Source organism: Chryseobacterium sp. 1B4, assembly GCF_036631475.1.
Taxonomy (GTDB): Bacteria; Bacteroidota; Bacteroidia; order Flavobacteriales; family Weeksellaceae; genus Chryseobacterium.
The window spans coordinates 282907-308172 of sequence record NZ_JAPNUF010000005.1; the positions used below are offsets into that span (position 1 = coordinate 282907).

Consider the following 25266-nt stretch of genomic DNA (forward strand, 5'->3'; position numbering starts at 1 on the left):
AGTGGAAAGAGCCTAAGGTCTTTCGTGAGCGCCAAAAACACTTCTACCTTTACTTTTACCTTGTTTCTTGTTCTTTTCTGATATTTTTTAATGAATCAAAATATTTTTTAACCCTTTCTTAAAAGTTTTATGAGTAAAACAAAATCAACAACTCAAGGAAATCCGAGAATTAATTTCTCATCAGCGAAAGGAAAAATCATCACTCCTGACTTTTTGGACATCCAAATCGAATCTTTCAGAGAGTTTTTCCAGCTTGATACACTTCCTGAAGCCAGAAAGACAGAAGCTCTTTACAAGACTTTCCAAGAGAATTTCCCAATTACGGATTCAAGAAACCAGTTCGTATTAGAATTCTTAGACTATCTGGTAGATTCTCCACGTTATTCAATTGATGAGTGTGTGGAAAGAGGACTTACTTATTCAGTTCCTCTAAAAGCTAGACTTAAACTGTACTGTACTGACCCGGAACACGAAGATTTCCAGACTGTGGTTCAGGATGTATATTTAGGTCCGGTTCCTTATATGACACCAAGTGGTTCTTTCATCATCAACGGTGCTGAGAGAGTTATCGTTACGCAGCTTCACCGTTCACCTGGTGTATTCTTCGGACAGACTTACCACGCTAACGGAACCAAACTTTACTATTCAAGAATTATTCCTTTCAAAGGATCTTGGATGGAATTTACAACGGATATCAACAGCGTAATGTACGCGTATATCGACCGTAAGAAAAAATTACCATTAACAACTTTATTAAGAGCTATCGGGTATGAGTCTGATAAGGATATCCTTCAGATCTTCGACCTTGCTGAAGAAGTGAAAGTTTCTAAAGCTGCGCTTAAAAAAGTGGAAGGGAGAACATTGGCTGCGAGAGTATTGAACACATGGTTCGAAGACTTCGTAGACGAAGATACAGGGGAAGTAGTTTCTATCGAAAGAAACGAGATCATCCTGGATAGAGAAACCATCCTTGAAAAAGAACACTTGGATCTTATCCTGGATGCTGGTGTGAAATCAATCCTGATTCACAAAGAAAACAGCAATGAATTCTCTATCATCCAGAATACATTACAAAAAGACCCTACCAACTCTGAAAAAGAAGCGGTAGAGTACATCTATCGTCAGTTAAGAAACGCAGATCCGCCAGATGAGGAAACGGCAAGAGGAATCATTGAAAAATTATTCTTCTCTGAGCAGAGATACTCTCTAGGTGAAGTGGGACGTTACAGACTGAACAAAAAATTAGGTCTTAACATTCCTACAACAACTGAGGTTCTTACAAAAGAAGATATCATTGCTATCGTAAGACACCTTATCGAGCTTGTAAACTCTAAGGCTGAGGTTGATGATATCGACCACTTATCAAACAGAAGAATTAAAACTGTTGGTGAGCAATTAGCAGGACAGTTCGGTGTAGGTCTTTCAAGAATTGCAAGAACAATCAAGGAAAGAATGAACGTTAGAGATAACGAAATCTTTACTCCGCTTGACCTTGTAAATGCTAAGACATTAACGTCTGTAATCAACTCATTCTTCGGTACCAACCAGCTGTCTCAGTTCATGGACCAAACCAACCCTCTGTCAGAGATCACTCACAAGAGAAGATTATCGGCACTAGGACCTGGTGGTTTATCAAGAGAAAGAGCAGGTTTCGAGGTTCGAGACGTTCACCATACTCACTACGGAAGAATCTGTCCGATTGAAACTCCGGAAGGACCAAACATCGGTTTGATTTCATCTTTAGGGATCTATGCAAAAATCAACAACCTAGGTTTCATCGAAACTCCATATAGAAAAGTGGAAGGCGGTAAGGTCGATCTTAATGCTGATCCTATTTACTTAAATGCAGAAGACGAAGAAGCTAAGGTAATTGCTCAGGCAAACGTTGAATTGAACGATAACGGTGATTTCGAAACAGATAGAATTATTGCAAGATTGGATGGTGACTATCCGGTAGTGGAACCTAATCAGGTAGACCTTATCGACGTAGCGCCAAACCAGATTTCCGGTATTTCCGCTTCATTGATTCCATTCCTGGAGCATGATGATGCGAACCGTGCATTGATGGGATCCAACATGATGCGTCAGGCCGTTCCTCTGTTGAAGCCACAGGCTCCGATCGTGGGTACAGGGCTTGAGCAGCAGGTTGCAAGAGATTCAAGAATCTTAATTAACGCTGAAGGCACAGGTACTGTACAGTACGTAGATGCTGACAAAATCGTTATTAAATATGAAAGAAGTGAAGACGAGGATTTAGTACAATTCGAGTCTGCTACGAAAACATACAACCTTACTAAGTTCAGAAAAACCAACCAGAGTACAACCATTACCCTAAGACCAAACGTAAGAGTAGGTGATGTAGTGGAAAAAGGACAGGTACTTTGTGACGGTTATGCTACTGAAAAAGGAGAATTGGCTCTTGGTAGAAACTTAGTGGTAGCGTTCATGCCTTGGAAAGGATACAATTTCGAGGATGCGATCGTAATCAACGAAAAAGTTGTACGTGAAGACTGGTTTACTTCAATCCACGTAGATGAATATTCCCTTGAAGTTCGTGATACCAAATTAGGTATGGAAGAGCTTACAGCAGATATTCCAAACGTATCTGAAGAAGCTACCAAAGATCTTGACGAGAACGGTATGATCAGAATTGGTGCTGAAGTGAAACCTGGAGATATCATGATTGGTAAAATCACTCCAAAAGGTGAATCTGACCCGACTCCTGAAGAAAAACTTCTTAGAGCAATCTTCGGTGATAAAGCAGGTGATGTGAAGGATGCTTCATTGAAAGCTGACTCTTCATTAAGAGGAGTTGTTATCAACAAGAAATTGTTCTCCAGAAATATTAAAGACAAAAAGAAAAGAACTGAAGAAAAACTTAAACTTGAAGAAATTGAAAACACTTACAAGGCTAAGTTTGATGAGTTGAGAAATACTTTAATTGAAAAATTAAATACACTGGTAAGCGGTAAAACTTCTCAGGGGGTACATAATGACCTTGACGAAGAGATCATCGGTAAAGGTGTGAAATTCACTCACAAGTTATTAACTTCAGTTGAAGATTATGTAAACGTTAGCGGTTCAGACTGGACAGTAGACGCTGACAAGAATGAATTGATCAAACAATTGATTCACAATTACAAAATCAAATACAACGACATCCAGGGGTTAAAAACCGTGAGAAATTCGCAATTTCAATCGGAGACGAGCTTCCGGCAGGTATCATGAAGCTGGCTAAAGTTTACATCGCTAAGAAACGTAAGCTGAATGTAGGAGATAAGATGGCAGGACGTCACGGTAACAAAGGTATCGTTTCAAGAATCGTTCGTGAAGAAGATATGCCATTCCTTGAAGACGGAACACCGGTAGATATCGTATTGAATCCACTTGGGGTACCTTCACGTATGAACATCGGACAGATCTATGAAACAGTTCTTGGATGGGCTGGTCAGAAACTGGGAATGAAGTTCGCTACACCAATCTTTGATGGGGCAACTCTTGATCAGATTACTGAATATACAGACAAGGCAGGTCTTCCTAAATTCGGTCACACTTACCTTTATGATGGTGGTACCGGAGAAAGATTTACTCAGGCTGCAACTGTAGGTGTTATTTATATGCTGAAGCTGGGACACATGGTTGATGACAAAATGCACGCACGTTCTATTGGTCCTTACTCATTGATTACTCAGCAGCCGTTAGGAGGTAAAGCTCAGTTCGGAGGTCAGAGATTCGGAGAGATGGAGGTTTGGGCACTTGAAGCATTCGGTGCATCTAATATCCTGAGAGAAATCCTGACTGTGAAGTCGGATGACGTGATTGGTAGAGCAAAAACTTATGAAGCTATTGCGAAAGGTGAATCTATGCCTGAACCAGGTATTCCGGAATCATTCAACGTATTACTTCACGAGTTACAAGGTCTTGGATTAGACGTAAGATTGGAGGAGTAAGATATCAGATGTCAGACACAAGATGTCAGACTATGGCACTCTAAGAATTTTATAATCCTTGAATTTGGAATGATGATTTCGTCTGAAATCTGAAATCTGAAATCTAAAATCTAAAAAAAATTATGTCAAATAAAAATAAATCAAGTAGATTTAATAAAATAACCATCGGTTTAGCTTCACCGGAGTCTATTTTACAGGACTCAAGAGGGGAGGTTTTAAAACCGGAAACTATTAACTACAGAACTCACAAGCCTGAAAGAGACGGGCTATTCTGTGAGAAAATCTTTGGTCCTGTAAAGGATTACGAATGTGCTTGTGGTAAATACAAGAGAATTCGTTACAAAGGGATCGTTTGTGACCGTTGTGGAGTAGAAGTTACTGAGAAAAAAGTAAGAAGAGAGAGAATCGGGCACATTAATCTTGTAGTTCCAATTGCACACATCTGGTATTTCCGTTCATTACCAAACAAAATCGGATACCTTTTGGGAATTCCTTCTAAGAAATTAGATATGATCATCTACTACGAAAGATATGTAGTGATTCAGCAGGGTATTGCTAAAAAATTAGACGGTTCTGATTTTGAAAATATGGAATTCCTTACAGAAGAAGAGTACCTTGACATCATGGAAACTCTTCCTGTAGAAAACCAGTATCTTGATGATTCCGATCCAAACAAATTCATCGCCAGAATGGGTGCTGAAGCTGTGGAAGATCTTTTGAAAAGAATCGATCTTGATGCATTGTCTTTCGACTTGAGACACAAAGCTCACAACGAAGGTTCAAAACAAAGAAGAACTGAAGCTCTTAAGAGATTGAACGTTGTAGAAGCATTGAGAGGTGCTAATACAAGAATGATCAACAGACCGGAGTGGATGATTATGCGTGTGCTTCCTGTTATACCACCGGAACTAAGACCATTGGTTCCATTGGATGGAGGACGTTTCGCTACTTCTGACTTGAATGACCTTTATAGAAGAGTTATCATCAGAAATAACCGTTTGAAGAGATTATTGGAGATTAAAGCTCCTGAAGTAATCCTGAGAAACGAGAAGCGTATGCTTCAGGAATCAGTAGATTCATTATTCGATAACACAAGAAAATCTTCTGCAGTAAAATCTGAATCAAACAGACCATTGAAATCACTTTCTGATTCATTGAAAGGTAAGCAAGGTCGTTTCCGTCAGAACTTACTAGGGAAAAGGGTTGACTACTCTGCGCGTTCGGTAATTGTTGTAGGTCCGAACTTACAGCTTCACGAATGTGGTATTCCTAAAGATATGGCTGCTGAACTTTACAAACCGTTCATCATTAGAAAACTGATTGAAAGAGGTATTGTAAAAACAGTAAAATCTATGAAGAGAATTATCGACAGAAAAGAACCGGTAGTTTATGATATCCTTGAAAACGTGATGAAAGGTCACCCGGTACTATTGAACAGGGCACCTACTCTTCACAGACTGGGTATTCAGGCTTTCCAGCCTAAGATGATCGAAGGTAAGGCAATCCAGCTGCACCCGTTGGTAACTACGGCCTTCAACGCCGATTTCGATGGTGACCAGATGGCGGTACACTTACCGTTAGGACCAGAAGCGATCCTTGAAGCTCAGTTATTGATGTTAGGTTCTCAAAATATCCTGAACCCTGCAAACGGTTCTCCAATTACGGTACCATCTCAGGACATGGTTCTTGGTCTTTATTTCATGACTAAAGAATTAAGCTCTACTGATACCATGAAAGTAAAAGGAGAAGGTCTTGCATTCTATTCTCCTGAAGAAGCGGAAATCGCTTACGCAGAAGGAAAAGTTTCCTTAAATGCTAAGGTAAGATGTAAATTACCTGTTAAGGAAAACGGAGAAATTGTAACAAGACTGATCGAAACTACTGTTGGTAGAATCCTGTTCAACCAGATTGTACCTAAGCAGGTAGGATATATCAATGAACTTCTTACCAAAAATCATTGAGAAATGTTATCGGTAAGATCCTTGCTGATACAGATTTCCCTACAACTGTGAAGTTCCTTGATGCAATGAAAGACTTAGGGTATTCAAACGCATTCAAAGGAGGTCTTTCTTTCTCACTTGGAGATATCGTAGTTCCTGTTGAGAAAAAACAGATGATTGCACAATCAATCGAAACGGTAGACGAAATCAGAGCTAACTATAACATGGGTCTGATTACAGATACAGAACGTTATAACCAGGTAATCGACGTTTGGACTAATACCAACGCCGGATTAACTGAAATGATCATGAGCAGAATGAAAACTGACCAGGGTGGTTTCAACTCTGTATACATGATGCTTGACTCTGGAGCGAGGGGTTCTAAGGAACAGATCCGTCAGTTATCAGGGATGAGAGGTTTGATGGCGAAACCGCAAAAAGCTGGTTCTACCGGAGCGGAAATCATCGAAAACCCGATCCTTGCCAACTTTAAGGAAGGTCTTTCGATTCTAGAGTACTTTATCTCTACCCACGGTGCCCGTAAAGGTCTTGCGGATACCGCTCTTAAGACAGCCGATGCCGGTTACTTAACGAGAAGATTGGTAGACGTTGCACAGGACGTTATCGTTACAGAAGACGACTGTGGAACACTAAGAGGTACAGAAGTTACTGCACTTAAGAAAAATGACGAGATCGTTGAAAAAATCTCTGAAAGAATCTTGGGTAGAGTATCTCTTCATAATATTTACGATCCTGAAACAGATGAATTAATCACTGAGGCTGACCAGGTAATTACTGAGCAATTAGCGAAGAGAATTGAAGAAGCCGGATTAGAAGCTGTTGAGGTTCGTTCACCATTAACTTGTGAGGCGAAGAAAGGTATCTGTGCGAAATGTTACGGTAGAAACTTAGCAACAGGTAAGATGATCCACATGGGCGAAGCGGTAGGTGTAATTGCAGCACAGTCAATTGGGGAACCGGGTACTCAGCTTACGTTGAGAACTTTCCACCAGGGGGGTACTGCAGGAAACGTATCAGAAAACCCATCTATCGTGGCAAGAAGAGATGGTATCGTTGAAATGGATGAAGTAAGAACAATTACTTCTGAAGATGAAAACGGTAATACTGCTGAGGTTGTGGTTTCTCGTTCAACAGAATTCAGATTAGTTGCTGATAATGAGTCAAGAACTCCATTAATGGTAGCTAACGTACCTTACGGATCGATATTATCTGTAAAACCGGGTGATAAAGTGAAGAAAGGAGATACAATCTGTAGATGGGATCCGTATAACGCGGTTATCATTGCTGAAACTTCAGGTAAGGTAGAATACGAGGATATCATCCAGGGTATTTCATTCCAGCTTGAAATTGACGAACAGACAGGATTTGAAGAGAAAGTAATCTCTGAATCCAGAAATAAGAAAGCCGTACCTACCTTGAAAGTGGTAGACTCTAAAGGAGTTGAGCAAAAAGCTTACAACTTACCGGTAGGAGCCCACTTGATGGTTAACGATGGTGAAAAAATTAAGGCTGGTAAAGTCTTGATCAAGATCCCGAGAAAATCTGCAAAAGCAGGGGATATCACCGGAGGTCTTCCGAGAGTTACCGAATTATTCGAAGCAAGAAACCCTTCAAACCCAGCGGTTGTTACTGAAATCGACGGGGTAGTTTCTTACGGAAAAATCAAGAGAGGTAACCGTGAACTTATTGTTGAGGCTAAAACTGGTGAAAGAAAGATTTACCTGGTAAAACTTTCCAACCAGATTCTTGTTCAGGAGAATGACTTCGTAAGAGCAGGTTCTCCGCTTTCTGACGGTTCTATCACACCGGAAGATATCTTAAGAATTAAAGGTCCAACAGCCGTTCAGGAATACTTAGTAAATGAGATCCAGGAAGTTTACCGTCTACAGGGGGTAAAAATCGACGACAAGCACTTCGAAATTATCGTAAGACAGATGATGACGAAAGTATCTATCGTGGATGGAGGTGATACTCAGTTCCTTGAAGGAGCTCTTGAGCACAAGTATGATTTCTTGGAAGAAAACAACAGAGTATTCGGTCTTAAAGTAGTAGTAGATGCTGGTGATTCTAAAGAATTCAAACCAGGTCAGATGATTACTGCAAGAGAATTAAGAGATGAAAACTCTAAGTTGAAGCGTGAAGATTTAGCATTGGTAGAAGTAAGAGAAGCTCTTCCTGCTACAGCAACTCCTGTATTGCAAGGTATTACAAGAGCTGCCCTTCAGACTAAATCATTCATGTCTGCAGCATCGTTCCAGGAAACCACTAAAGTTCTTAACGAGGCAGCAGTTGCTGGTAAGATAGACGATCTTAACGGTCTTAAAGAAAATGTAATTGTAGGTCACAGAATTCCTGCAGGTACAGGTCTTAAAGAGTATCAGAACGTTATTGTAGGTTCTAAGAAGGAATTCGAAGACCTTAACTAAAATTAATGATTTGAAATTTGGGATTTGAAATTATTTTTATATTTTCACAATCTCAAATTTCGAATTTTAAAAACATAATTTATAACAATGGACAACAATCAAAATCCACAAGACGGAAACATCAACATCGAATTAAACGAAATGGTAGCTGCTGGTATCTATGCTAACCTAGCTTTAGTAAACCACTCTCCATCTGAATTTGTAGTAGACTTTATTCAGTTGATGCCAGGTGTTCAGCAGGCGAAAGTAAGATCAAGAGTAATTCTTGCTCCACTTCACGCTAAAAGAGTATTAAACGCTCTTCAACAGAACATCGCTAACTACGAGCAGCAGTTCGGAGAAATCAAAGAAGTTGAGCCTTTCGTATTAGGAGGAAACAACGTTCAAGCGTAAGATTTCTTTTACAATAAATAAAGAATGCCCTGGTTTTTATCAGGGCATTTTTTGTTACCTGCTTTTGCATATAATTCACTAATCGGTTTCTTTTTTCATTTTTTTATTTTTCGCAATTTTATTTTAAAAATATACTAAAAAAATGCAAATAACTTAATTTGATACATTAATGTTAATCTTTTGTTATAAATTATTAATAATTCATTTAAATTGGTTAAATAATTCATTTTTCTTTATTAAATTTGTAAAAAATTGAATGAAATGAAAATCTACCCTATTGCAGCGGCCTTACTCTGCATGAATGTATATGCACAAAAGCAAAATACACTTAAGGACAATCAAAAACATCTGCAGGAGCTTTATGCTAAATATGACAAAGACCTTAAAAAGGCCCATAAAATTGCAAAAGCGGCAGGAATACCTCCTAATTTATACAATGAGGAAGATTATAAAAGAACCATGGATCCTGTAACAGGGAGAACAAACTTTGAAGGGCTGGCAAAGGTAAACGAAGATATCCTAACAGGTAAATACCAACCTTCACAGCCTATGTCTTTTATTTCCAGCAATGCCTCTGCTACAAGTAAAATAGTGAATGAACCATGGATTGAAAGAGGTCCGTATAGCGTAGGAGGGAGAACAAGGGCAATCATGTACGACCCAAATGACGCTACAGGTAAACGGGTTTTTGCAGGAAGTGTTTCCGGAGGGCTTTGGGTAAATCAGGATCCTTCTGTAGCAGCTAATGAATGGCAGCCATTAAGTACATTCTGGGCGAATACTTCCATTTCAAGTATTACTTACGACCCAAACAACCCACAGATTTTTTATGTAGGAACAGGGAAGCCCCAACTGGAGATGCAATAGGATCGGGAATATGGAAATCTACTGACGGTGGTACAACATGGACCCAGATTTTCACCATTCCGGTTACTTATTCTTCATCCGGAGTAAGAAACGGTAACTTTTATATTAATGATATCAAAGTAAGAAATAATAATGGAGTTTCTGAAATATATGCCGGAGTAAGTGGTTCTTATGTAGGAATTTCATTTAACGACGGATGGCAGGGATTAAGTCAGGCTGGATTGTACAAATCTACAGACGGAGGAGCTACATTTACAAAAAATAACAGCTTATTAGCTCTTAATACAACTACCGGGGTAACCAGTACAACCGGATATTCCATACAACAGATAGAAATAGGGGCAGATAACGCAGTGTGGGTTTCTACCAGATCTTCCAGGTTCTCAAATATAGATTCCGGAGGACGAATTTTTAAATCTGCTGACGGGAATACATTTAATCAGGTGTATAACGTAGGAAACAGTGGCTCAAGAGTTAATTTTACACTTTCCAGAACAGATGCCAATAAAATATATGCATTCATGCAGGGAGCATCTTCTTCAGAACCTATCAGAATTGCCAAATCTACAGATGGAGGAACAACCTGGCAGGCAACTAATGATGCTGCACCTGTTTTGGCATTGCCTACCGCAGCAGATACAAGTATTCCTGCCAATGACTTTACAAGAGGGCAGTCTTATTATGACCTGATCATTGCGGCAGATCCTCTGGATGATAATACACTGTATATAGGAGGCATCGATTTATATAAATCTACCAATGGTGGAACAAGCTGGACGCAGATCTCCAAGTGGTCCAATAACAATAACATGGCCGCTTTGCAGGTTTCACAGGTACATGCAGACCAGCATGAAATTGTATTCAATCCTTACAATAATTATGGAACAGGGCAAATGATGTTTGGAAATGACGGAGGACTCTATTATGCCGCCAATAAAGCTAATATCGGCGTTGCAGGTGGGTTTGCCTCCAGAAATACCAGGTATAACGTTACTCAGTTTTACTCAGCCATGCTGAACCCGATAAAAACACCGGCTAATGAGGAGCTGCTGGCAGGCGCACAGGATAATGGTTCCTGGTGGCTGTATGGAGTACCCCAGGCAAATAATTTCCTTACCTCTCAATCTGCTACAGGGGGAGACGGAATGTATACCGAGTATGACGATCAGGATAATTATGAAATTGCAAGTTATGTTTACAATAGCCACTATTTATTGACTAACAACTCGTATTACCTTATTTCTACCAGTGCTAACAGAAACATGGGGCATTTTGTAAACGAAATTGCTTTAGACAGAACCAATGATGTTTTCTATTCTTACCGTTCCGGGCTGACACTTTTCAGGACAAGCGGGCTTTCGGCATCTGCAACATCTTTTACCAATAATGTGGTTACAGTGGGAACAGCACAAACAAACGAGCAGATTTCATGGATGAAAGTATCTCCGTATACAACTGCTTCCACAACACTTTTTGTAGGAACCAATCTGGGAAGAATTTTTAAAGTAACAAATGCCAACACCACAGCATATGCAGCAACTTTGTTAACCTCACCGGTAACAGGAACTGTTTCTGATATAGAATTTGGTGCCAACGAAAATGAAATTATCGTAACTTTCTCCAATTATAATCTTACCAGTGTGTTTTATTCTACAGATGGAGGAACAACCTGGCAGAACAAAGAAGGAAACCTTCCTGATATGCCGGTAAGAACAGTACTCAGAAACCCGGACAATCCGAATGAAGTGCTGGTAGGAACCGAAATGGGAGTTTGGGGAACAACTAATTTCCTTGCAACAACTCCGGAATGGGCTTCAGTGACAGGGAATATAGGAAATGTAAGAATTACCAACTTAGATTACAGACCTGTTACCAAAACAGTTTTGGTTTCTACATATGGGAGAGGAGCATGGACAACCCAAAATACAGTACCTGCTTTGTCAACAGCTGAAACTAAATCTAAGAAAGACATGAACATTATATATCCGAATCCTTCAAAAGGAATTTCTCATTTGAGATTTGATACTGCTAAATACAGCAGTGTGGATATAAGCATAGTGGATGGCTCGGGAAGATTAGTATACAGTAAGAAAAATGTAAAGTCTGATGAAGAGTTTGGACAAAAACTCGTACCTGGAAATTATATTTTGAAAGCCGAGTCTAAAGGTGAAATCGTATATAGCGGTAACTTCCTGGTATTGGGACGTACCGGAGGTGATGATGATTAGGAAATGAATAATCAATTGTATTTAATATTATTTTGGATGCTGGCTTCCTGCGGGATGCCGGTATCCTCTTTATCTCAGGATAAGACAGTATCCGTGATGTCTGCTGAAAAAAAGAATGGATAGGAGGAAGAGCTGGAGTAAGGGGAGCAATATATACTGTTAAACTGAAGCAGAAAAATAACAGTGTCATCACTGTAAAAACTTTTAGGGCGGAAGGAAATACCATTCCATTTGTGCAGAAGAATACAGGAAATACAATAACAATAAGCGGAAATCTTCCCTATAAAAATGATGATGATATAAAGACTGCTGATCAGATGCCGGCTGGGTCATCTGTAGAAAATCCTGTTCCGCAAAAATTAAATCCAAAAGACAATTGGATAGAATATACTGTAAAAGGATCACAGGTATTGCATAAAATAAATTTTGAAAAATTTATATCCGTAGAAACATCTGAAGAACCTGCACCTTAAAATTAATTTCAATCTTTGAATAAAAAACTACTTTTTATTTTGCTCTGTTTTCCGGTAATCATATTATTCAGCAATGTGATGTATTCTGTAGTTTCTCATGTTAAAAGAGAACTGTATGAAAAGACACAATACAGTATTGCAAAGAATAATTTCAGGAAATCCGAAACGATCTGTTTTACCGAAAAAGATCTCACTGAAGCAGAATGGAAAGAAGAAAAGAATTTATACTTCATGGATTTTCCTATGATATTATCCGGATCAGTACAGTGAATGGAAAAAATATTTTTTCTGTTATATTGATAAAAAAGATATTATCATCAATTCTTTATTAGACTTTTCCAAAAAATTCGCTTTTAAAAAAACATGCTTAAAGCTGCAGATTGACCTTCCCGGTAACAATAAAAGCATCCTTAAGACACCAGGCTTCTTTGCTGTTTTTGAAAAAGGAATTCCGTTTTTTCAAATCACTTCTTAAAAACCATTTCCAAACATTATAATCAACAGGAAAATACTCATTATTTATCCATTATTTTTCCCCTCCGGAAATTCATTGATGCTACAATGAAATATGATATTAATGGTAATAAATTTAAATAATGAAAAAATATATAGGCATAGCAGCTTTGTTAGGCTGTACTATTGCACATGCTCAGCAGACACAGGAAGGATCAATTGATGAGGTCAATATCCTTGGAAGAAAAAAATTAAGCAGGAACGCGCAGAATTCAAAAGACATGCACAATCTGTAGAAACCCTGTCTGAAGAAGATCTTAACAGAAATAATCCCGCAGCAATCGACCAGACTCTATCCACAATGCCAGGACTTCAGGTAGATAAACGGACAAATTTCGGAGGACAGAGGCTCGTCCTGAGAGGATATGGGAATGATCAGAAATTTAATAACTGGGGAGTAAAAGCCTATTGGAATAATATGCCTTTAACCAACGCCGAAGGAATCACCGTTTTGGACGATGTGGATTTTGCTTATGTGACCAACGTTGAAGTGATTAAAGGTCCCGCTGCAACCATGTATGGAGGAGGTGTAGGTGGAGCAGTTCGTTTCTATACGCGTCCGGATTTTACAAAAGGAGCATCAGTTTCAGAAAATGCTATGTTGGGTGCTTTCAAAACCTTTCAGTCAAGAACACAGCTGAATGTTGCCGATGATAACTATTCAATAAGCGCTGCATACGGACATCTTGAAACAGATGGATACAGACCAAACGGAGGCGGTTTGAAAAACTTTTTCAATGTCAATGGTACGGTCAAATTAAGCAAGAAAGATCAGTTAAGTTTCTTTGCAAGTCAGGCTTATTCCTATGAACATACTTCAGGACAGATTTCATATGCTGATTATTATGCAGGGATTGATAACGGAAATACCGCATATATCAGTAAAAATGCCGGCACAAAAATAAAATCCACAAGAGTAGGATTGAGTAATTCCGTAAGCCTTACCTCAAACCTGAGAAATTATACCACTTTATTTTATTATAACGGAAATACAGAAAGTGTTTCAGCAGGAGCATATGGAGTGACAAGTTCCCCTAACGTAGGCTTGCGCTCTACTTTTACCCTGAAAAATGAATTTAAAGACTTTGAAAACCGACTGGATTTTGGGGCTGAGATACAGAATTCTGTTTCTACAACTTCCAGTTATCGCTTCGATGGGACTAACCCGTCACAACCATTACTGACCACAGGCATGTCCGGAGCCTCTTATTTTAAGTATAATAATAATCAATCTACTTATTTTGTGATCGATTATCTGACTTATAAGCCCTGGGGACTTACATTGCTGGCAGGAATAAGCGGCAACAGAACCAACTATGACAGGAAAGACCTTTTTGCTTTGCCGGGGTTGGTCGCCGGCCGTAAGGACCAGTCTTTCAATAAGAAATATGACATGGCCTATACGCCTCACTTTGCCTTACAGAAAGAATGGAAACATCAGATCTTTAATCTAAGCTATAGTGAAGGCTACAATTCTCCTACGGCAGCTTCTTCGTTTATAACGGCCACCAACACTGTAAATGATGATCTGAAACCTGAGCGTGCAAGAATGCTGGATTTCAGTGTACATGGGCTTTTACTCAACACAAAATTAGATTACCGTATTTCAGCATTCAGAATAGACTATTCCGATAAGCTTACACAGCTGCTTTTACCAGGCAATACAAGCGGACAAACGTACTGGGCTAATACCGGAAGTCAGAAAAATACAGGACTTGAGTTTAGCGTAGGGTATCAGTACAGAGCAGAAGATTCTTTTATCGAAAGAATTGTTCCTTTTGTAAATCTTTCTTATTATGATGCAAAGTATAAAGATTTTACAACCATAGCTGGAGGAAAAAAGAAACTTATGATCACAAATCAGTGGTAGGAGTTCCGAGGAATAAATACGCTGTAGGATTGGATATTTTTACCAAACCAGGATTTTATCTTGTGAATACCTATAATTATCTTGGAAATGTATATTCAGATTTTAACAATGCGAATCTGGTAAAAGGCTTTGGATTGCTTAATTCAAAATTAGGGTTTAAAAAGTCATTCAATAAACTGGATCTGGACCTGTATGTGATGGGCAATAATCTTACGAACCAGATTAACTATACATTTTTATTCTTGGGAAATAATATCAATGATTCAGATAAAGGAAGTAACTACACAATTCCGACAGATCTTAATCCCGGCCCCGGAAAAGCTTATTTCTTTTATGGGTTCAATGTTAAATACAGATTTTAAATTCAAAAACTTACTCCATAAAGTTTGTGATGATAAAATGCCCTGGTTTTGGCCAGGGTATTTTTATGCCATTAGATAAGAAAGAATAAAACTGATTTTGATCAATTGTTAATTTTCTTTAATAAATTAAAAATATATAGTAACGATATATCATTTTTATATCTTTGTTTATGAAAATGTAGAAAATATAAGATATGATTGATAATTCGTTCGCTGTAAGTAAATTTGGCTTTCTTGGCGCTGATTTTTTATCCGAGCTCGAAAAGCATGCTGTTGTTATTGATATAAAAGCAAAAACAGAAATCATAAGGGAAGGGCAGAAAAATAAATTTGTTCCCTTTTTAATAAAAGGTTCTATCAAGGTTTTTACTCTTAATGATGGGAGAGAACTTATCTATTATTATATTAAACCGAAAGATAGCTGTCTTATGACTTTTTCTTCTATTCTGACGGATTATATCAGTAGAGTATATGCTATTGCTGAAGAAGATTCCAAAGCGATTCTCATCCCTGTTTCTGTAATGCATGAATGGCTGATCAGATTCCCGGAGATCAACAAACTGTTTTACCATGAATATGACCGCCGGTTTTCCGAAGTGATGAATATGGTAAATGATGCTGTTTTTCACAAGTTGGATAAGAGGGTTTTGAATTATATCAAACAGCAGATTTTGTCCACCGGAAACAATCCTATTAAGATCACTCACCGTGAAATTGCCAGCAGTCTGGGAACTTCCAGGGAAGTAGTAAGCAGGGTTTTGAAAAAATTGAAAGCGAAGGAGAAATTGTTCAGACTAAAGAAGGAATAAAAGTTGCTGTAAATGAAAATGTTAGGATAGTCTAATTTCAATTGTTTGAAAAGTTTATTTCTGTAATTGATAAAAACAATTCGACTGGTGACTTTTATCACCTGATTTTGAATTGGGAACTCAATAAGTTTGTTGTATCATAATTTAATTCAAATTGTATATGACAAAAACTCTCTTATTTTTGTCGGTATTTTCTTCGGGTCTTGCCTTTGCACAGGAAGACCTGCTGAAAGATATCGACACGGTTAAAACCAATACGGAAACTTCACAACCTGCCTTCAAAGCCCTTCAGATTGCTACCGGGCAATCAACAAAACTGGCTGCTAAAAAGAATGGTATATCGTGGTGGCCCATAGATTTGGAGATATAAGTGCAGGTTTCAAAGACTTTTTCGGTCTGGATCATGCCTCAACCAAACTGGGAGTGATCTACGGTATCTCAGATGCCATTTCAGTAAGCCTGTCCAGAGAAACAAATATGAAAACGTTTGAAGGAGCCGTAAAATACAGGCTGGTAAGACAAAATGAAAATTTCCCGGTAGATATTGTGGGATACAATGTAATGGCTGCCAATACGGAGCTGAAAAAAGAGACCTATCCACACCTTACATTCAGTGACAGACTTTCTTATCTTACACAGGCATTAATTTCAAGAAGATTCAATGATAAGCTTTCGTTACAGCTTACACCTTCTTTTGTTCATAAAAACCTTTACGAACCTACTATTGAAAACAAAAATCAGTTTTTGGCAGGTTTGGGAGGACGCTATAAAGTTTCAAAAAGAGTTTCTGTGAATGCAGAATACTTTGTGAATTTTGACGATCACAGTTTTTATAAAAACCCACTGTCACTAGGGGTAGATATAGAAACCGGAGGACATGTGTTCCAGCTTTTACTTACAAACTCCCAGATTAATTCTGATATCGGATATCTTACCAATGCCACCGGAGCATGGGGAAAGGGACATATTTTCTTTGGTTTTAATCTTTACAGAGTTTTTTAATATGAAAAAGTTAACATCCTTATTGATATTGTCGTCAGCAGTTATACTGATGGCTTGTGACAGCAGAACTTATGAAGAGATTTCTGAGAATACACCCATTACAGTACCTGTAAAATATACAGCAGATGTAAAGCCAATTGTGGATAACAACTGCATCAGCTGCCATTCTGCAGGAAGCTTTAAACCATTGGTTACTTATGATCAGGTAAAAAATAACATAGACGGAATTCTGGACCGTATCCAAAGACCTAACGGAGACCCCGGGAAAATGCCTCAGGGGGATCTTTGTCTGCTGCCCAGATCAATATTTTCATAAAATGGAAAGCTGACGGACTCAATGAAAATTAAAAAAAATTGATATGAAAAAATTAGCATTATTAAGCGTATTACTACTTTCTGCCGGGTACGCTTCAGCCCAAAAATACAGTTCTAAGACAGGCAAAGTAACCTTTGAAGCTTCGGTTCCTTTATTTGATGACATTTTTGCCCAGGATGATAATAATATTGTGATTCTGAATGCAGATAATGGTGAAATGGCATCTGTTTCAACCGTTAAAAACTTTCATTTTAAAACCAAATTAATGGAAGAACATTTCAATGAGAGCTATGCGGAATCTGCGAAATACCCGAAAACAACCTTCAAAGGTAAAATTGTCAACTTTGATAAGACAAAACTTACGGCCAGTCCTCAGAAATATACGGTTCAGGGAACACTAAACTTTCATGGGGTAGACAAAGCTGTTGCTTCTGCTGCCACATTATATTCAAAAGATGGTAAGATCTATATGCAGGGTAGTTTTATGGCAAAGCCTGCAGACTATAAAGTGACTATTCCTAAAATGGTTACCAAAAAAGTTGCTGAGAATGTAAAAATCGAATACAACTATGTAATGGTTAAACAATGAGAAATATAATCTTAGTGTTAGGACTCTTTCTGGGGGTATGCCTGTCTGCCCAGGAAAAGGCAAAATCAATATTTGATATTGCCAGAAGCGGAACCATTGCTGAAGTACAGGAGCTGATGAAACAAAATCCGGATGTTATAAATGAGGTCAATGAAAATGGTTTCTCACCACTTATTCTGGCCTGTTACAGAGGAAATATCAGCGTTGCAGATTTTCTGATTGACAATGTAAAAGATGTCAATTATAAAAGTCGTGAAGGTACTGCACTGGCCGGTCTTGCTATAAAGTATAATAAAGATCTGGTGGAACATCTGCTTAAGAAAAAGCAGATCCCAATATTGCAGATGCCACAGGATATACCCCTTTATTCTGGGCTGTAAAATCAGGAAATAAAGAGCTGATAGAGCAGCTGCTGAAATATAAAGCAGATAAAACAAAGAAAGATTCAATGGGAATGACACCTTTTGAATATGCATTGCAAACCAATAACAAAGAAATAATTAATCTCTTAAAAAATTGATATGAAAAAACTCTACTAGCGCTTAGCGTACTTCTTGCCAATTTTGCATTGGCGCAGTTTTCGTCAGGAACGGTAAATTTACCGGCAACTTCTATGACGGTGAAATTAGATACGACTCCTACCGGAGTAACGATTACAGTAACAGGTGACAGCAACTCTATGTTAGGAATCGGCTTTGGAACTGTGGGAATGGCTCCGGGATCAGATGGGTTTATCTACAACTCATCAGCTAACAGAGACTATACGTTTATCGGAATGACAACGCCTACTGCTGATGCTGCCCAGGATTGGACTGAAACTTCCAATACTGTATCCGGATCTACAAGAACTATAGTGGCAACAAGATCTCTTACCGGAGGATCGGGGGACTTTGCTATCGCTAATGCCGCGGGAACTATTAATATCTTCTATTCCCGTAAAAGCGGGGGTACTTCTTTAGGATATCACGATGCAGGAAGAGGATACGCAACACTAACGATGACTGCAGCTTCTTTATCAACCAATGAAATTGCAGCCAACAGCAAAAGGTAAATCTTTACCCAAATCCTGCTAAAGCAACAGTAAGTTTCAAAAACTTTGATAAAATAAAGTCTGTTGATATCTATGAGGCAACCGGCAGAAAGGTAAAATCGGTAAAACCTGAAGGCGAAAGCATCAGTGTTGCAGATTTAAAATCAGGAAGTTATTATGTTGAAATCCTGCTTAAAGACGGAACTACATCTTATGAAAAACTGATTAAAGAGTAATCTCTTCAGAAAAAACACACCTAAATATTTTTTTAAACAGATACCCCTGATCTTTCAGGGGTGTCATTTTTTTACAACATACCAAGTCCAGGGCGGTTGCGGTAAAATTCATATATTTGTGTATATCCGGATTCTTAACAAAAAGCCGCTTTTTAGCTCTATAATTTTTACGCACAATGGAATTTAAAACTTTAGCCAACATCACAACAGATGAGCTTTTATCAGTATTCAATTATTCATTTTCAGATTATGTTGTTCCTTTTCATTTAACGAAAGAGGTGCTTACTTCAAAAATTGCGGCAGAAAAATTGGATATGAATTTATCTGCCGGGGCATTTGAAGATGGAAAACTTGTCGGCTTTATCCTCCAGTCTGAAAAAGTTGAAAATGGGGAAAAGATTATTTACAATGGCGGGACGGGAGTTATTCCGGAAAGCAGGGGTAAGGGATTGGTGAGAAAAATGTATGATTTTATTATTCCCGTTTTAAAAGAAAGAAATGCCAATACATTATTGCTTGAGGTGATTGAAGGAAATCAGCCGGCAATCAGAGCCTATGAAAACCTGGGTTTTACGGTTGCGCGGAGATTACTTTGTTTTAATGGAAGTATTCAGCAGGGAAAAGAAAATAATGAGGTTTCTGTTAAGGAGTTAAGAGATTTAAGATGGGACTTGTTATGTTCTTTCTGGGATATTGAGCCATCATGGCAGGGATCTGTTTTCGTACTGGACCCGATGCCGGAAAACTATATTACCTTGGGCACTTATGATGGAGATCAGCTCGTTGGGTATATTGTTTATGGACCGGCAGCTAAAAAAATATACCAGTTTGCAGTAGATAAAAATTACAGAAACCGCGGGATTGGCACAAAACTTTTTAATGCCATCAGAGAAAAAAATGGCGGACAGACCATAGCCCTGAATAATGTGGATGATTCCTCGGAAGGTACCAGCAAATTCCTTAGTGAAAAAGTAGGACTTAATAATTGGTTGTCACAGTTTGAAATGAAAAGAACTATTGAATGATCCTTAATTTTGATCCAAAAAATAAACGTTTTAATATACTTTTAATCCTTAAAACTTTTCAGGCAGGAGTATAGAATGTAACTTTGCGGAAAATTTAAAACAATGAAGCGAGGAATCCATTTTTTACTGCTGCTGATCTCTTTTACGACATTTGCACAGCAGGTAAATATTGATACAGCCCAGGTTGTCATCCCAGGAAGACAAAACAGTACCGAAGCACAGTCAAAGCCTTATGTGATTATGATATCTACAGACGGTTTCCGTTATGATTATGCCCGGAAGTATAATGCAGAAAACCTTTTGAAGCTGGCCAATGGCGGCGTAAAGGCTGAAGCAATGATTCCAAGCTATCCAAGCATTACATTTCCTAACCACTGGAGCTTAATTACCGGACTTTATCCATCTCATCATGGTCTGATTGATAATTTTTTCTACGATTACAAGAGAAAAGAAGGATATGCAATGAGCAGTAAGAAAAATGCCGAAGACGGAAGCTGGTATGGAGGAACTCCGCTTTGGGGACTTGCTGAAAAACAGGGAATGGTATCAGCCTCTTTAATGTGGGTTGGATCTGCCAGTGATGCAGGAGGGATGAGGCCTGCTTATTATTATCCGTACCACGAGAAATTCACGCCTTCTGAAAAAGTTGAAAAAGTGATAAACTGGCTGAAATTACCGGAAGATAAAAGACCTCATTTTATTTCATTGTATTTTCCTGAAGTGGATGGAAGCGGACATCATTATGGTCCTGATGCTAAAGAAACTGAAAATGCAGTACACCTGATAGATCAGGCTGTTGGCGATCTTGTTCAGAAAGTAAACGGACTTGGCTTAAAAGATGTCAACTTTATTTTCGTTTCAGATCATGGTATGATCAAAGTAGACGGTGGTGCACCTCTTGAAATTCCGGCTGTTCTTTTTGATAAAAACAGATTCGATTTTTATAATTCCCAGACCTTGCTAAGAGTTTATGTTAAAAACCCGGATGAGGTAAAAAAAGTGTATAAGGAACTGAAAGCGAATAAAACGGATGATTACGAAGTATATCTTGATAAAAAACTGCCAAGATACCTGCACTTTGCAGCCAGAGATGATCAATACAACAGAATCGGACAGATTTTACTGATCCCGAAAGCCCCTAAGATTTTTCTGGAAAAAGGAAAGAAAACATCTGTAGGAAAACATGGTTACAATCCTAAAACTGTTCCGGAAATGAAAGCTACATTCTTTGCGTGGGGACCGGAATTTAAAAATAATCTGACAATCGGAGAATTTGCCAATATCAATGTTTATCCTTTGGTTGCAGAAATTTTAGGGCTGAAAATTGATCAGCCTATAGACGGCAAGCTTAAAGTTTTAAAGGAAACACTGAAAGAGAAAAAATAACCTGCTGATAAAAATATAGTGTAACTTCAGTTTCGGCGCACCTTTGGTGCGCCGAAACTGAAGTTATAAATTGACTTGGAAATTAAAACTGAGAAGAAAACTCCTTCGCAAAATCTTCCAATTTAACACTTCCCGTAACAGGAGAACCGTGATCAATAAAATCTTTTTGCACAACCCCTGTTCTTATTCCTCTGCCCATTTCAACATACAGATGAGCCATATCTGCAGGTAAGCCAGCCTGAAGCATTCCGTTTAAAGATTCTTCATCAGAGAATTCTACCCATGGAAGCTCCGGTTTGCTGACTGAAGTTCCCAGGACTTTTGCAAAATCCGAAGCTGTTCTTACATCACTCACAATATAACGGATATTGCTGGCATTTCCTCCTTTTACCAGTTCTTCAGCCGCAGCTCTTGCAATATCATTGGGATGTACTACCGGTATCTCAACATTTCCAGGATAATTCCCTCCAATGATCCCCGCATTCTGAATTAATGGAATGTCGTTAAAAAAATTATTGTAAAAATATCCGGCTCTTAAAAAAGTAAAAGAGGTGTTTTCTACTTCATTATATAATTTCTCAATATTATGAAGACCTGCGATAGGACCGTTTTCTACGGGAGATTCTGCTCCTACGCTGCTTAACATTACTGCTTTTTTAACATGAGTATTCTTTAAAGCTTCAGCATAATTTTTTCCTGCATTGGTTGTGTTTTCCACAATCTTATCCGGACTGATAGCTGGAGGAGTCATTACAAAAACAGCATCAGCTCCTTCAAATGTCTGAGTTAAAAAGTTAACGTCTGTGATAGATCCTATAGCCGGAGTTGCTCCCAGAGATTCAATATCCGGTTTTCTGGCATCAGTGCTGCTTACTACTGTAACAGCATGCCCTTCGGCAATTAATTGTTGGGCTAATGGTTTAGCTATATTTCCTAATGATCCTGTGATTACGATTTTCATATGTAAATATTTTTTTATTTCCGGGAACAAAGTTATATTTGTACTTACTTTTATACAAGTACTTACCCTAAAGTGTGTAGATATGACAGCCATCAAAGAAAGTTCAACCATTCAGGAGAATAAAAAGACGGTACAGGATTGCCCGGTAATGTACGTTATGGAAAGAATCGGCGGATTCTGGAAACCGATTATCCTGTTCAATCTTTCCACCGGAGAAAAAAGATACAGCGAATTGAAAAAAGCAATTCCTGCCGTTACAGAAAAAATGCTGATTCAGCACCTGAAGCAACTTGAAGCAGACGGATTGATTATCAGAACGGCTAAACCTGTAATTCCTCCCCATGTTACTTATAAATTAAGTGAAGCCGGTAATGAGCTTGCTCCCGTTATTGATGCAATGGCTGCATGGGCTTTTCAGGATATGGAAAGGAATGATAACAAATGTGCTGAAGGAAACAGATATATAACCAATCAGGATCAGAATGCTTTTGGCCGGAATTTGAAAAAATAAAAACAGGCGCTTCAATCTGAAGCGCCTGTTTCTGTTAATATTCTATGGAAGAACTATAAAGACTGCATATCAATAACAAAACGGTATTTTACATCGCTTTTCAGCATTCTTTCGTAGGCATTGTTGATATCCTGCATTTTAATCAGTTCAATATCAGAGACAATATTGTGCTTTCCACAGAAATCCAGCAGTTCCTGAGTTTCTGCAATACCTCCGATCAAAGATCCTGCAACAGAACGGCGTTGGAAGATCATAGGTCTCGTACTTACCTGCGTTTCCTGGAATTCACCTACGAATCCTACAAGAACCAAAGTTCCGTTCAGAGACAGCGTTTGCATATAAGGATTGATGTCGTGCTCATAAGGTACCGTATCAATGATAAGATCAAATTTACCCTTTACAGAATCCATCTGTGAATCATCCGTAGAAATTACTACGTGATCTGCTCCAAGCTGTTTCGCATCATCCGTTTTTCCCGGCGTTCTTGAGAATAAGGTAACTTCTGCTCCTAATCCTTTTGCTAATTTAATAGCCATGTGTCCTAAACCGCCCAACCCTACAACAGCTACTTTTGAACCCGGGCCGGCGTTCCAGTGTCTTAACGGTGACCATGTGGTAATCCCGGCGCATAAAAGAGGTGCTACTGCTGCCAGATCCAGGTTTTCTGGTACACTTAAAACAAAATGTTCGTCTACCACTACTTTTTGGGAATACCCTCCAAAAGTATGGCCGCCAAGATGTTTGTCTTTTCCGTTGTAAGTCCCTGTAAATCCGTTTTGACAATATTGTTCCAAATCGTGTTTGCAGCTGTCGCAATGTCCGCATGAATCAACCATGCATCCTACTGCCGCAAGATCTCCTGCTTTAAATTTTGAAACTTCGCTTCCTACTTTTGTAATTCTTCCCACAATTTCATGCCCCGGAACCACAGGATACAAAGATCCGCCCCAGTCGTTTCTTGCAGTATGAAGATCAGAGTGGCATACTCCGCAGTAGAGAATTTCAATTTCTACATCTTTTGCGGTGACTTCTCTTCTTTCAATATTCATTTCTTTCAGATCTGCCGTGGTAGACTCTGCTCCATAAGCTTTTACTGTAATTGTACTCATCTTTTATATTTGGTTTATTTAGGATAATTGTAGTGTTTTTCATTTGTTATGGTCTTGTTGCTTTACCATCCGTTGCCAAGTAAGCCGTTCGGAGTGGAAATCCATAACACTACAAAAGTCGAAACTTTTCAATAAACTGTACTTATACAGATTACCGAATTACTTACCAATTTTACAGACACTATTTCAGTTACACAGGAAAGTGGTAATTTTGAATAGAAATAAAAATATACTTCATGGAAAATCAGGAGGTTGAAATCTATAACAGTGTCTCGGAATATAATAAAATGGCCAATCAGGAAACCCTGCATCCCCTGGTAAGCATCATAGATTTTTCCAGATCCGATCTTATCTGCCAGCATAAAAGAAAATTCGGATTTTATACCGTTTTTCTGAAAGATGTCATGTGCGGAGACATGCTGTATGGAAAGCATAGCTACGACTATCAGGAAGGGACACTGGTTTTCATTGCTCCAGGACAAACCTATGGAATCTATAATAAAGATAAGTTTGTTCAGCCTGCAGGCTTTGCCTTAATTTTTCATCCTGATTTAATAAAAGGAACCAACTTGGGAAAGAATATGAAAGACTATTCCTTTTTCTCTTATGATGTGCATGAAGCCTTACACCTCTCAGAAAAAGAAAGGGAAGTGGTACTGGACTGCTTTAAAAATATTAAGCTGGAACTGGAACAGGCTATTGATAAACACAGTAAATCGTTAATTGTTAATAATATTGAACTGTTCCTTAATTACTGCATGCGTTTTTACGACCGTCAGTTTATTACCAGAGATCACATTAACCAGGGAGTGATCGGGAAATTTGAAAATCTGGTCGATGATTACTTAAAATCCGAGGACCCAAAAATATAGGCTTTCCCATGGTCAATTACTTTGCAGAAAAACTGAACCTGTCTGCCAATTATTTCGGTGATCTGATTAAAAAAGAACTGGGGATTTCCGCCCAGGAATTTATCCATAATAAGCTTATTGAGGTAGCTAAAGAACAAATTCTGGATCAGGCAAAAACAATCAGTGAAATTTCCTATGATTTAGGCTTCAAATATCCGCAGCATTTTACAAGGCTGTTCAAAACTAAAGTTGGTATTTCTCCGAGTGAATATAAAACCCTGAACTAGTTTTTCAACACGAATAACACAGATTTTTTCACAGACAGCACTATTTAAATCGTGAATATTTGTGCATTCATTAGTGACATTTGTGTTTAAATAATTACATTTAAAGAGAAA

22 protein-coding genes and 3 pseudogenes are annotated in these 25266 nt (G+C 38.4%); 23 read left to right on the forward strand and 2 right to left on the reverse strand.

Going from position 1 to position 25266, the window contains the following annotated elements; translation table 11 throughout:
- Positions 1 to 129: 129 nt before the first annotated feature.
- The 21 genes and pseudogenes from rpoB (at position 130) to OWR28_RS05215 (ending at position 21436) form a co-directional block, all read left to right on the forward strand.
- Positions 130 to 3950: pseudogene (gene rpoB / locus OWR28_RS05115) on the forward strand (DNA-directed RNA polymerase subunit beta).
- Between the two features lie 122 nt (positions 3951 to 4072).
- A pseudogene (gene rpoC / locus OWR28_RS05120) lies at positions 4073 to 8337 on the forward strand (DNA-directed RNA polymerase subunit beta').
- Positions 8338 to 8424: 87 nt separating this feature from the next.
- Positions 8425 to 8730 carry a DUF3467 domain-containing protein gene (locus OWR28_RS05125; RefSeq protein WP_002976436.1) on the forward strand — a complete coding sequence of 102 codons (306 nt, stop codon included), beginning with the start codon at positions 8425 to 8427 and terminating at the stop codon, positions 8728 to 8730.
- Between the two features lie 261 nt (positions 8731 to 8991).
- Positions 8992 to 9597 carry a hypothetical protein gene (locus OWR28_RS05130; RefSeq protein ID WP_332385724.1) on the forward strand — a complete coding sequence of 202 codons (606 nt, stop codon included), beginning with the start codon at positions 8992 to 8994 and terminating at the stop codon, positions 9595 to 9597.
- Complete coding sequence (locus tag OWR28_RS05135) at positions 9480 to 11825, forward strand: T9SS type A sorting domain-containing protein (protein ID WP_332385725.1); 2346 nt, start codon at positions 9480 to 9482, stop codon at positions 11823 to 11825. The genes OWR28_RS05130 and OWR28_RS05135 overlap by 118 nt, the downstream gene beginning before the upstream one ends.
- A 233-nt stretch (positions 11826 to 12058) precedes the next feature.
- On the forward strand, positions 12059 to 12298 hold the full coding sequence (locus tag OWR28_RS05140; protein WP_332385726.1) for a hypothetical protein: 240 nt from the start codon (positions 12059 to 12061) through the stop codon (positions 12296 to 12298).
- A 15-nt stretch (positions 12299 to 12313) separates the two neighbouring features.
- Positions 12314 to 12568, forward strand: coding sequence for a hypothetical protein (locus tag OWR28_RS05145; protein ID WP_332385727.1), 255 nt, complete (start codon positions 12314 to 12316; stop codon positions 12566 to 12568).
- A gap of 326 nt (positions 12569 to 12894) precedes the next feature.
- Positions 12895 to 13047: a hypothetical protein gene (locus OWR28_RS05150; RefSeq protein ID WP_332385728.1), complete on the forward strand. Its 153-nt coding sequence runs from the start codon at positions 12895 to 12897 to the stop codon at positions 13045 to 13047.
- A gap of 44 nt (positions 13048 to 13091) precedes the next feature.
- Positions 13092 to 14681 (forward strand): TonB-dependent receptor plug domain-containing protein, encoded by a 1590-nt coding sequence (locus tag OWR28_RS05155; RefSeq protein WP_332385834.1) that lies wholly within the window; start codon positions 13092 to 13094, stop codon positions 14679 to 14681.
- Complete coding sequence (locus OWR28_RS05160) at positions 14675 to 15043, forward strand: hypothetical protein (protein ID WP_332385729.1); 369 nt, start codon at positions 14675 to 14677, stop codon at positions 15041 to 15043. Before OWR28_RS05155 ends, OWR28_RS05160 begins: the two co-directional genes overlap by 7 nt.
- Before the next feature lie 194 nt (positions 15044 to 15237).
- Positions 15238 to 15852 carry a Crp/Fnr family transcriptional regulator gene (locus OWR28_RS05165; RefSeq protein WP_332385730.1) on the forward strand — a complete coding sequence of 205 codons (615 nt, stop codon included), beginning with the start codon at positions 15238 to 15240 and terminating at the stop codon, positions 15850 to 15852.
- Between the two features lie 160 nt (positions 15853 to 16012).
- Positions 16013 to 16222, forward strand: a complete 210-nt coding sequence (locus OWR28_RS05170) for a hypothetical protein (RefSeq protein ID WP_332385731.1) — start codon at positions 16013 to 16015, stop codon at positions 16220 to 16222.
- On the forward strand, positions 16195 to 16854 hold the full coding sequence (locus tag OWR28_RS05175) for a DUF5777 family beta-barrel protein (RefSeq protein WP_332385732.1): 660 nt from the start codon (positions 16195 to 16197) through the stop codon (positions 16852 to 16854). Before OWR28_RS05170 ends, OWR28_RS05175 begins: the two co-directional genes overlap by 28 nt.
- Before the next feature lies 1 nt (position 16855).
- Positions 16856 to 17170 carry a hypothetical protein gene (locus OWR28_RS05180; protein ID WP_332385733.1) on the forward strand — a complete coding sequence of 105 codons (315 nt, stop codon included), beginning with the start codon at positions 16856 to 16858 and terminating at the stop codon, positions 17168 to 17170.
- Positions 17171 to 17213: 43 nt separating this feature from the next.
- Positions 17214 to 17759: a YceI family protein gene (locus tag OWR28_RS05185; RefSeq protein ID WP_332385734.1), complete on the forward strand. Its 546-nt coding sequence runs from the start codon at positions 17214 to 17216 to the stop codon at positions 17757 to 17759.
- Entirely contained in the window at positions 17756 to 18139 is a 384-nt protein-coding gene (locus OWR28_RS05190) for an ankyrin repeat domain-containing protein (RefSeq protein WP_332385735.1), read from the forward strand. Before OWR28_RS05185 ends, OWR28_RS05190 begins: the two co-directional genes overlap by 4 nt.
- Positions 18097 to 18279, forward strand: a complete 183-nt coding sequence (locus OWR28_RS05195) for an ankyrin repeat domain-containing protein (protein WP_332385835.1) — start codon at positions 18097 to 18099, stop codon at positions 18277 to 18279. The genes OWR28_RS05190 and OWR28_RS05195 overlap by 43 nt, the downstream gene beginning before the upstream one ends.
- Before the next feature lie 48 nt (positions 18280 to 18327).
- On the forward strand, positions 18328 to 18810 hold the full coding sequence (locus tag OWR28_RS05200) for a hypothetical protein (RefSeq protein ID WP_332385736.1): 483 nt from the start codon (positions 18328 to 18330) through the stop codon (positions 18808 to 18810).
- A 53-nt stretch (positions 18811 to 18863) separates the two neighbouring features.
- The gene (locus tag OWR28_RS05205) at positions 18864 to 19025 is read left to right on the forward strand and encodes a T9SS type A sorting domain-containing protein (RefSeq protein ID WP_332385836.1); all 162 of its coding nucleotides are present in this window, start codon (positions 18864 to 18866) and stop codon (positions 19023 to 19025) included.
- A 176-nt stretch (positions 19026 to 19201) separates the two neighbouring features.
- A complete protein-coding gene (locus tag OWR28_RS05210; RefSeq protein WP_332385737.1) occupies positions 19202 to 20050 on the forward strand; it encodes a GNAT family N-acetyltransferase in 849 nt (282 codons plus the stop codon).
- 102 nt (positions 20051 to 20152) lie between these two features.
- Positions 20153 to 21436, forward strand: a complete 1284-nt coding sequence (locus OWR28_RS05215) for an alkaline phosphatase family protein (RefSeq protein WP_332385738.1) — start codon at positions 20153 to 20155, stop codon at positions 21434 to 21436.
- 82 nt (positions 21437 to 21518) lie between these two features.
- Here OWR28_RS05215 and OWR28_RS05220 read toward each other — a convergent pair whose 3' ends face one another.
- Positions 21519 to 22397: an NAD(P)H-binding protein gene (locus OWR28_RS05220; RefSeq protein WP_332385739.1), complete on the reverse strand. Its 879-nt coding sequence runs from the start codon at positions 22395 to 22397 to the stop codon at positions 21519 to 21521.
- Between the two features lie 82 nt (positions 22398 to 22479).
- On the opposite strand from OWR28_RS05220, the gene OWR28_RS05225 reads away from it, so the two are divergent.
- The gene (locus OWR28_RS05225; RefSeq protein WP_332385740.1) at positions 22480 to 22908 is read left to right on the forward strand and encodes a winged helix-turn-helix transcriptional regulator; all 429 of its coding nucleotides are present in this window, start codon (positions 22480 to 22482) and stop codon (positions 22906 to 22908) included.
- Between the two features lie 53 nt (positions 22909 to 22961).
- Here OWR28_RS05225 and OWR28_RS05230 read toward each other — a convergent pair whose 3' ends face one another.
- Entirely contained in the window at positions 22962 to 24017 is a 1056-nt protein-coding gene (locus OWR28_RS05230; RefSeq protein ID WP_332385741.1) for an NAD(P)-dependent alcohol dehydrogenase, read from the reverse strand.
- 236 nt (positions 24018 to 24253) lie between these two features.
- Here OWR28_RS05230 and OWR28_RS05235 point away from each other — a divergent pair.
- A pseudogene (locus tag OWR28_RS05235) lies at positions 24254 to 25155 on the forward strand (helix-turn-helix domain-containing protein).
- Positions 25156 to 25266 lie beyond the last annotated feature (111 nt).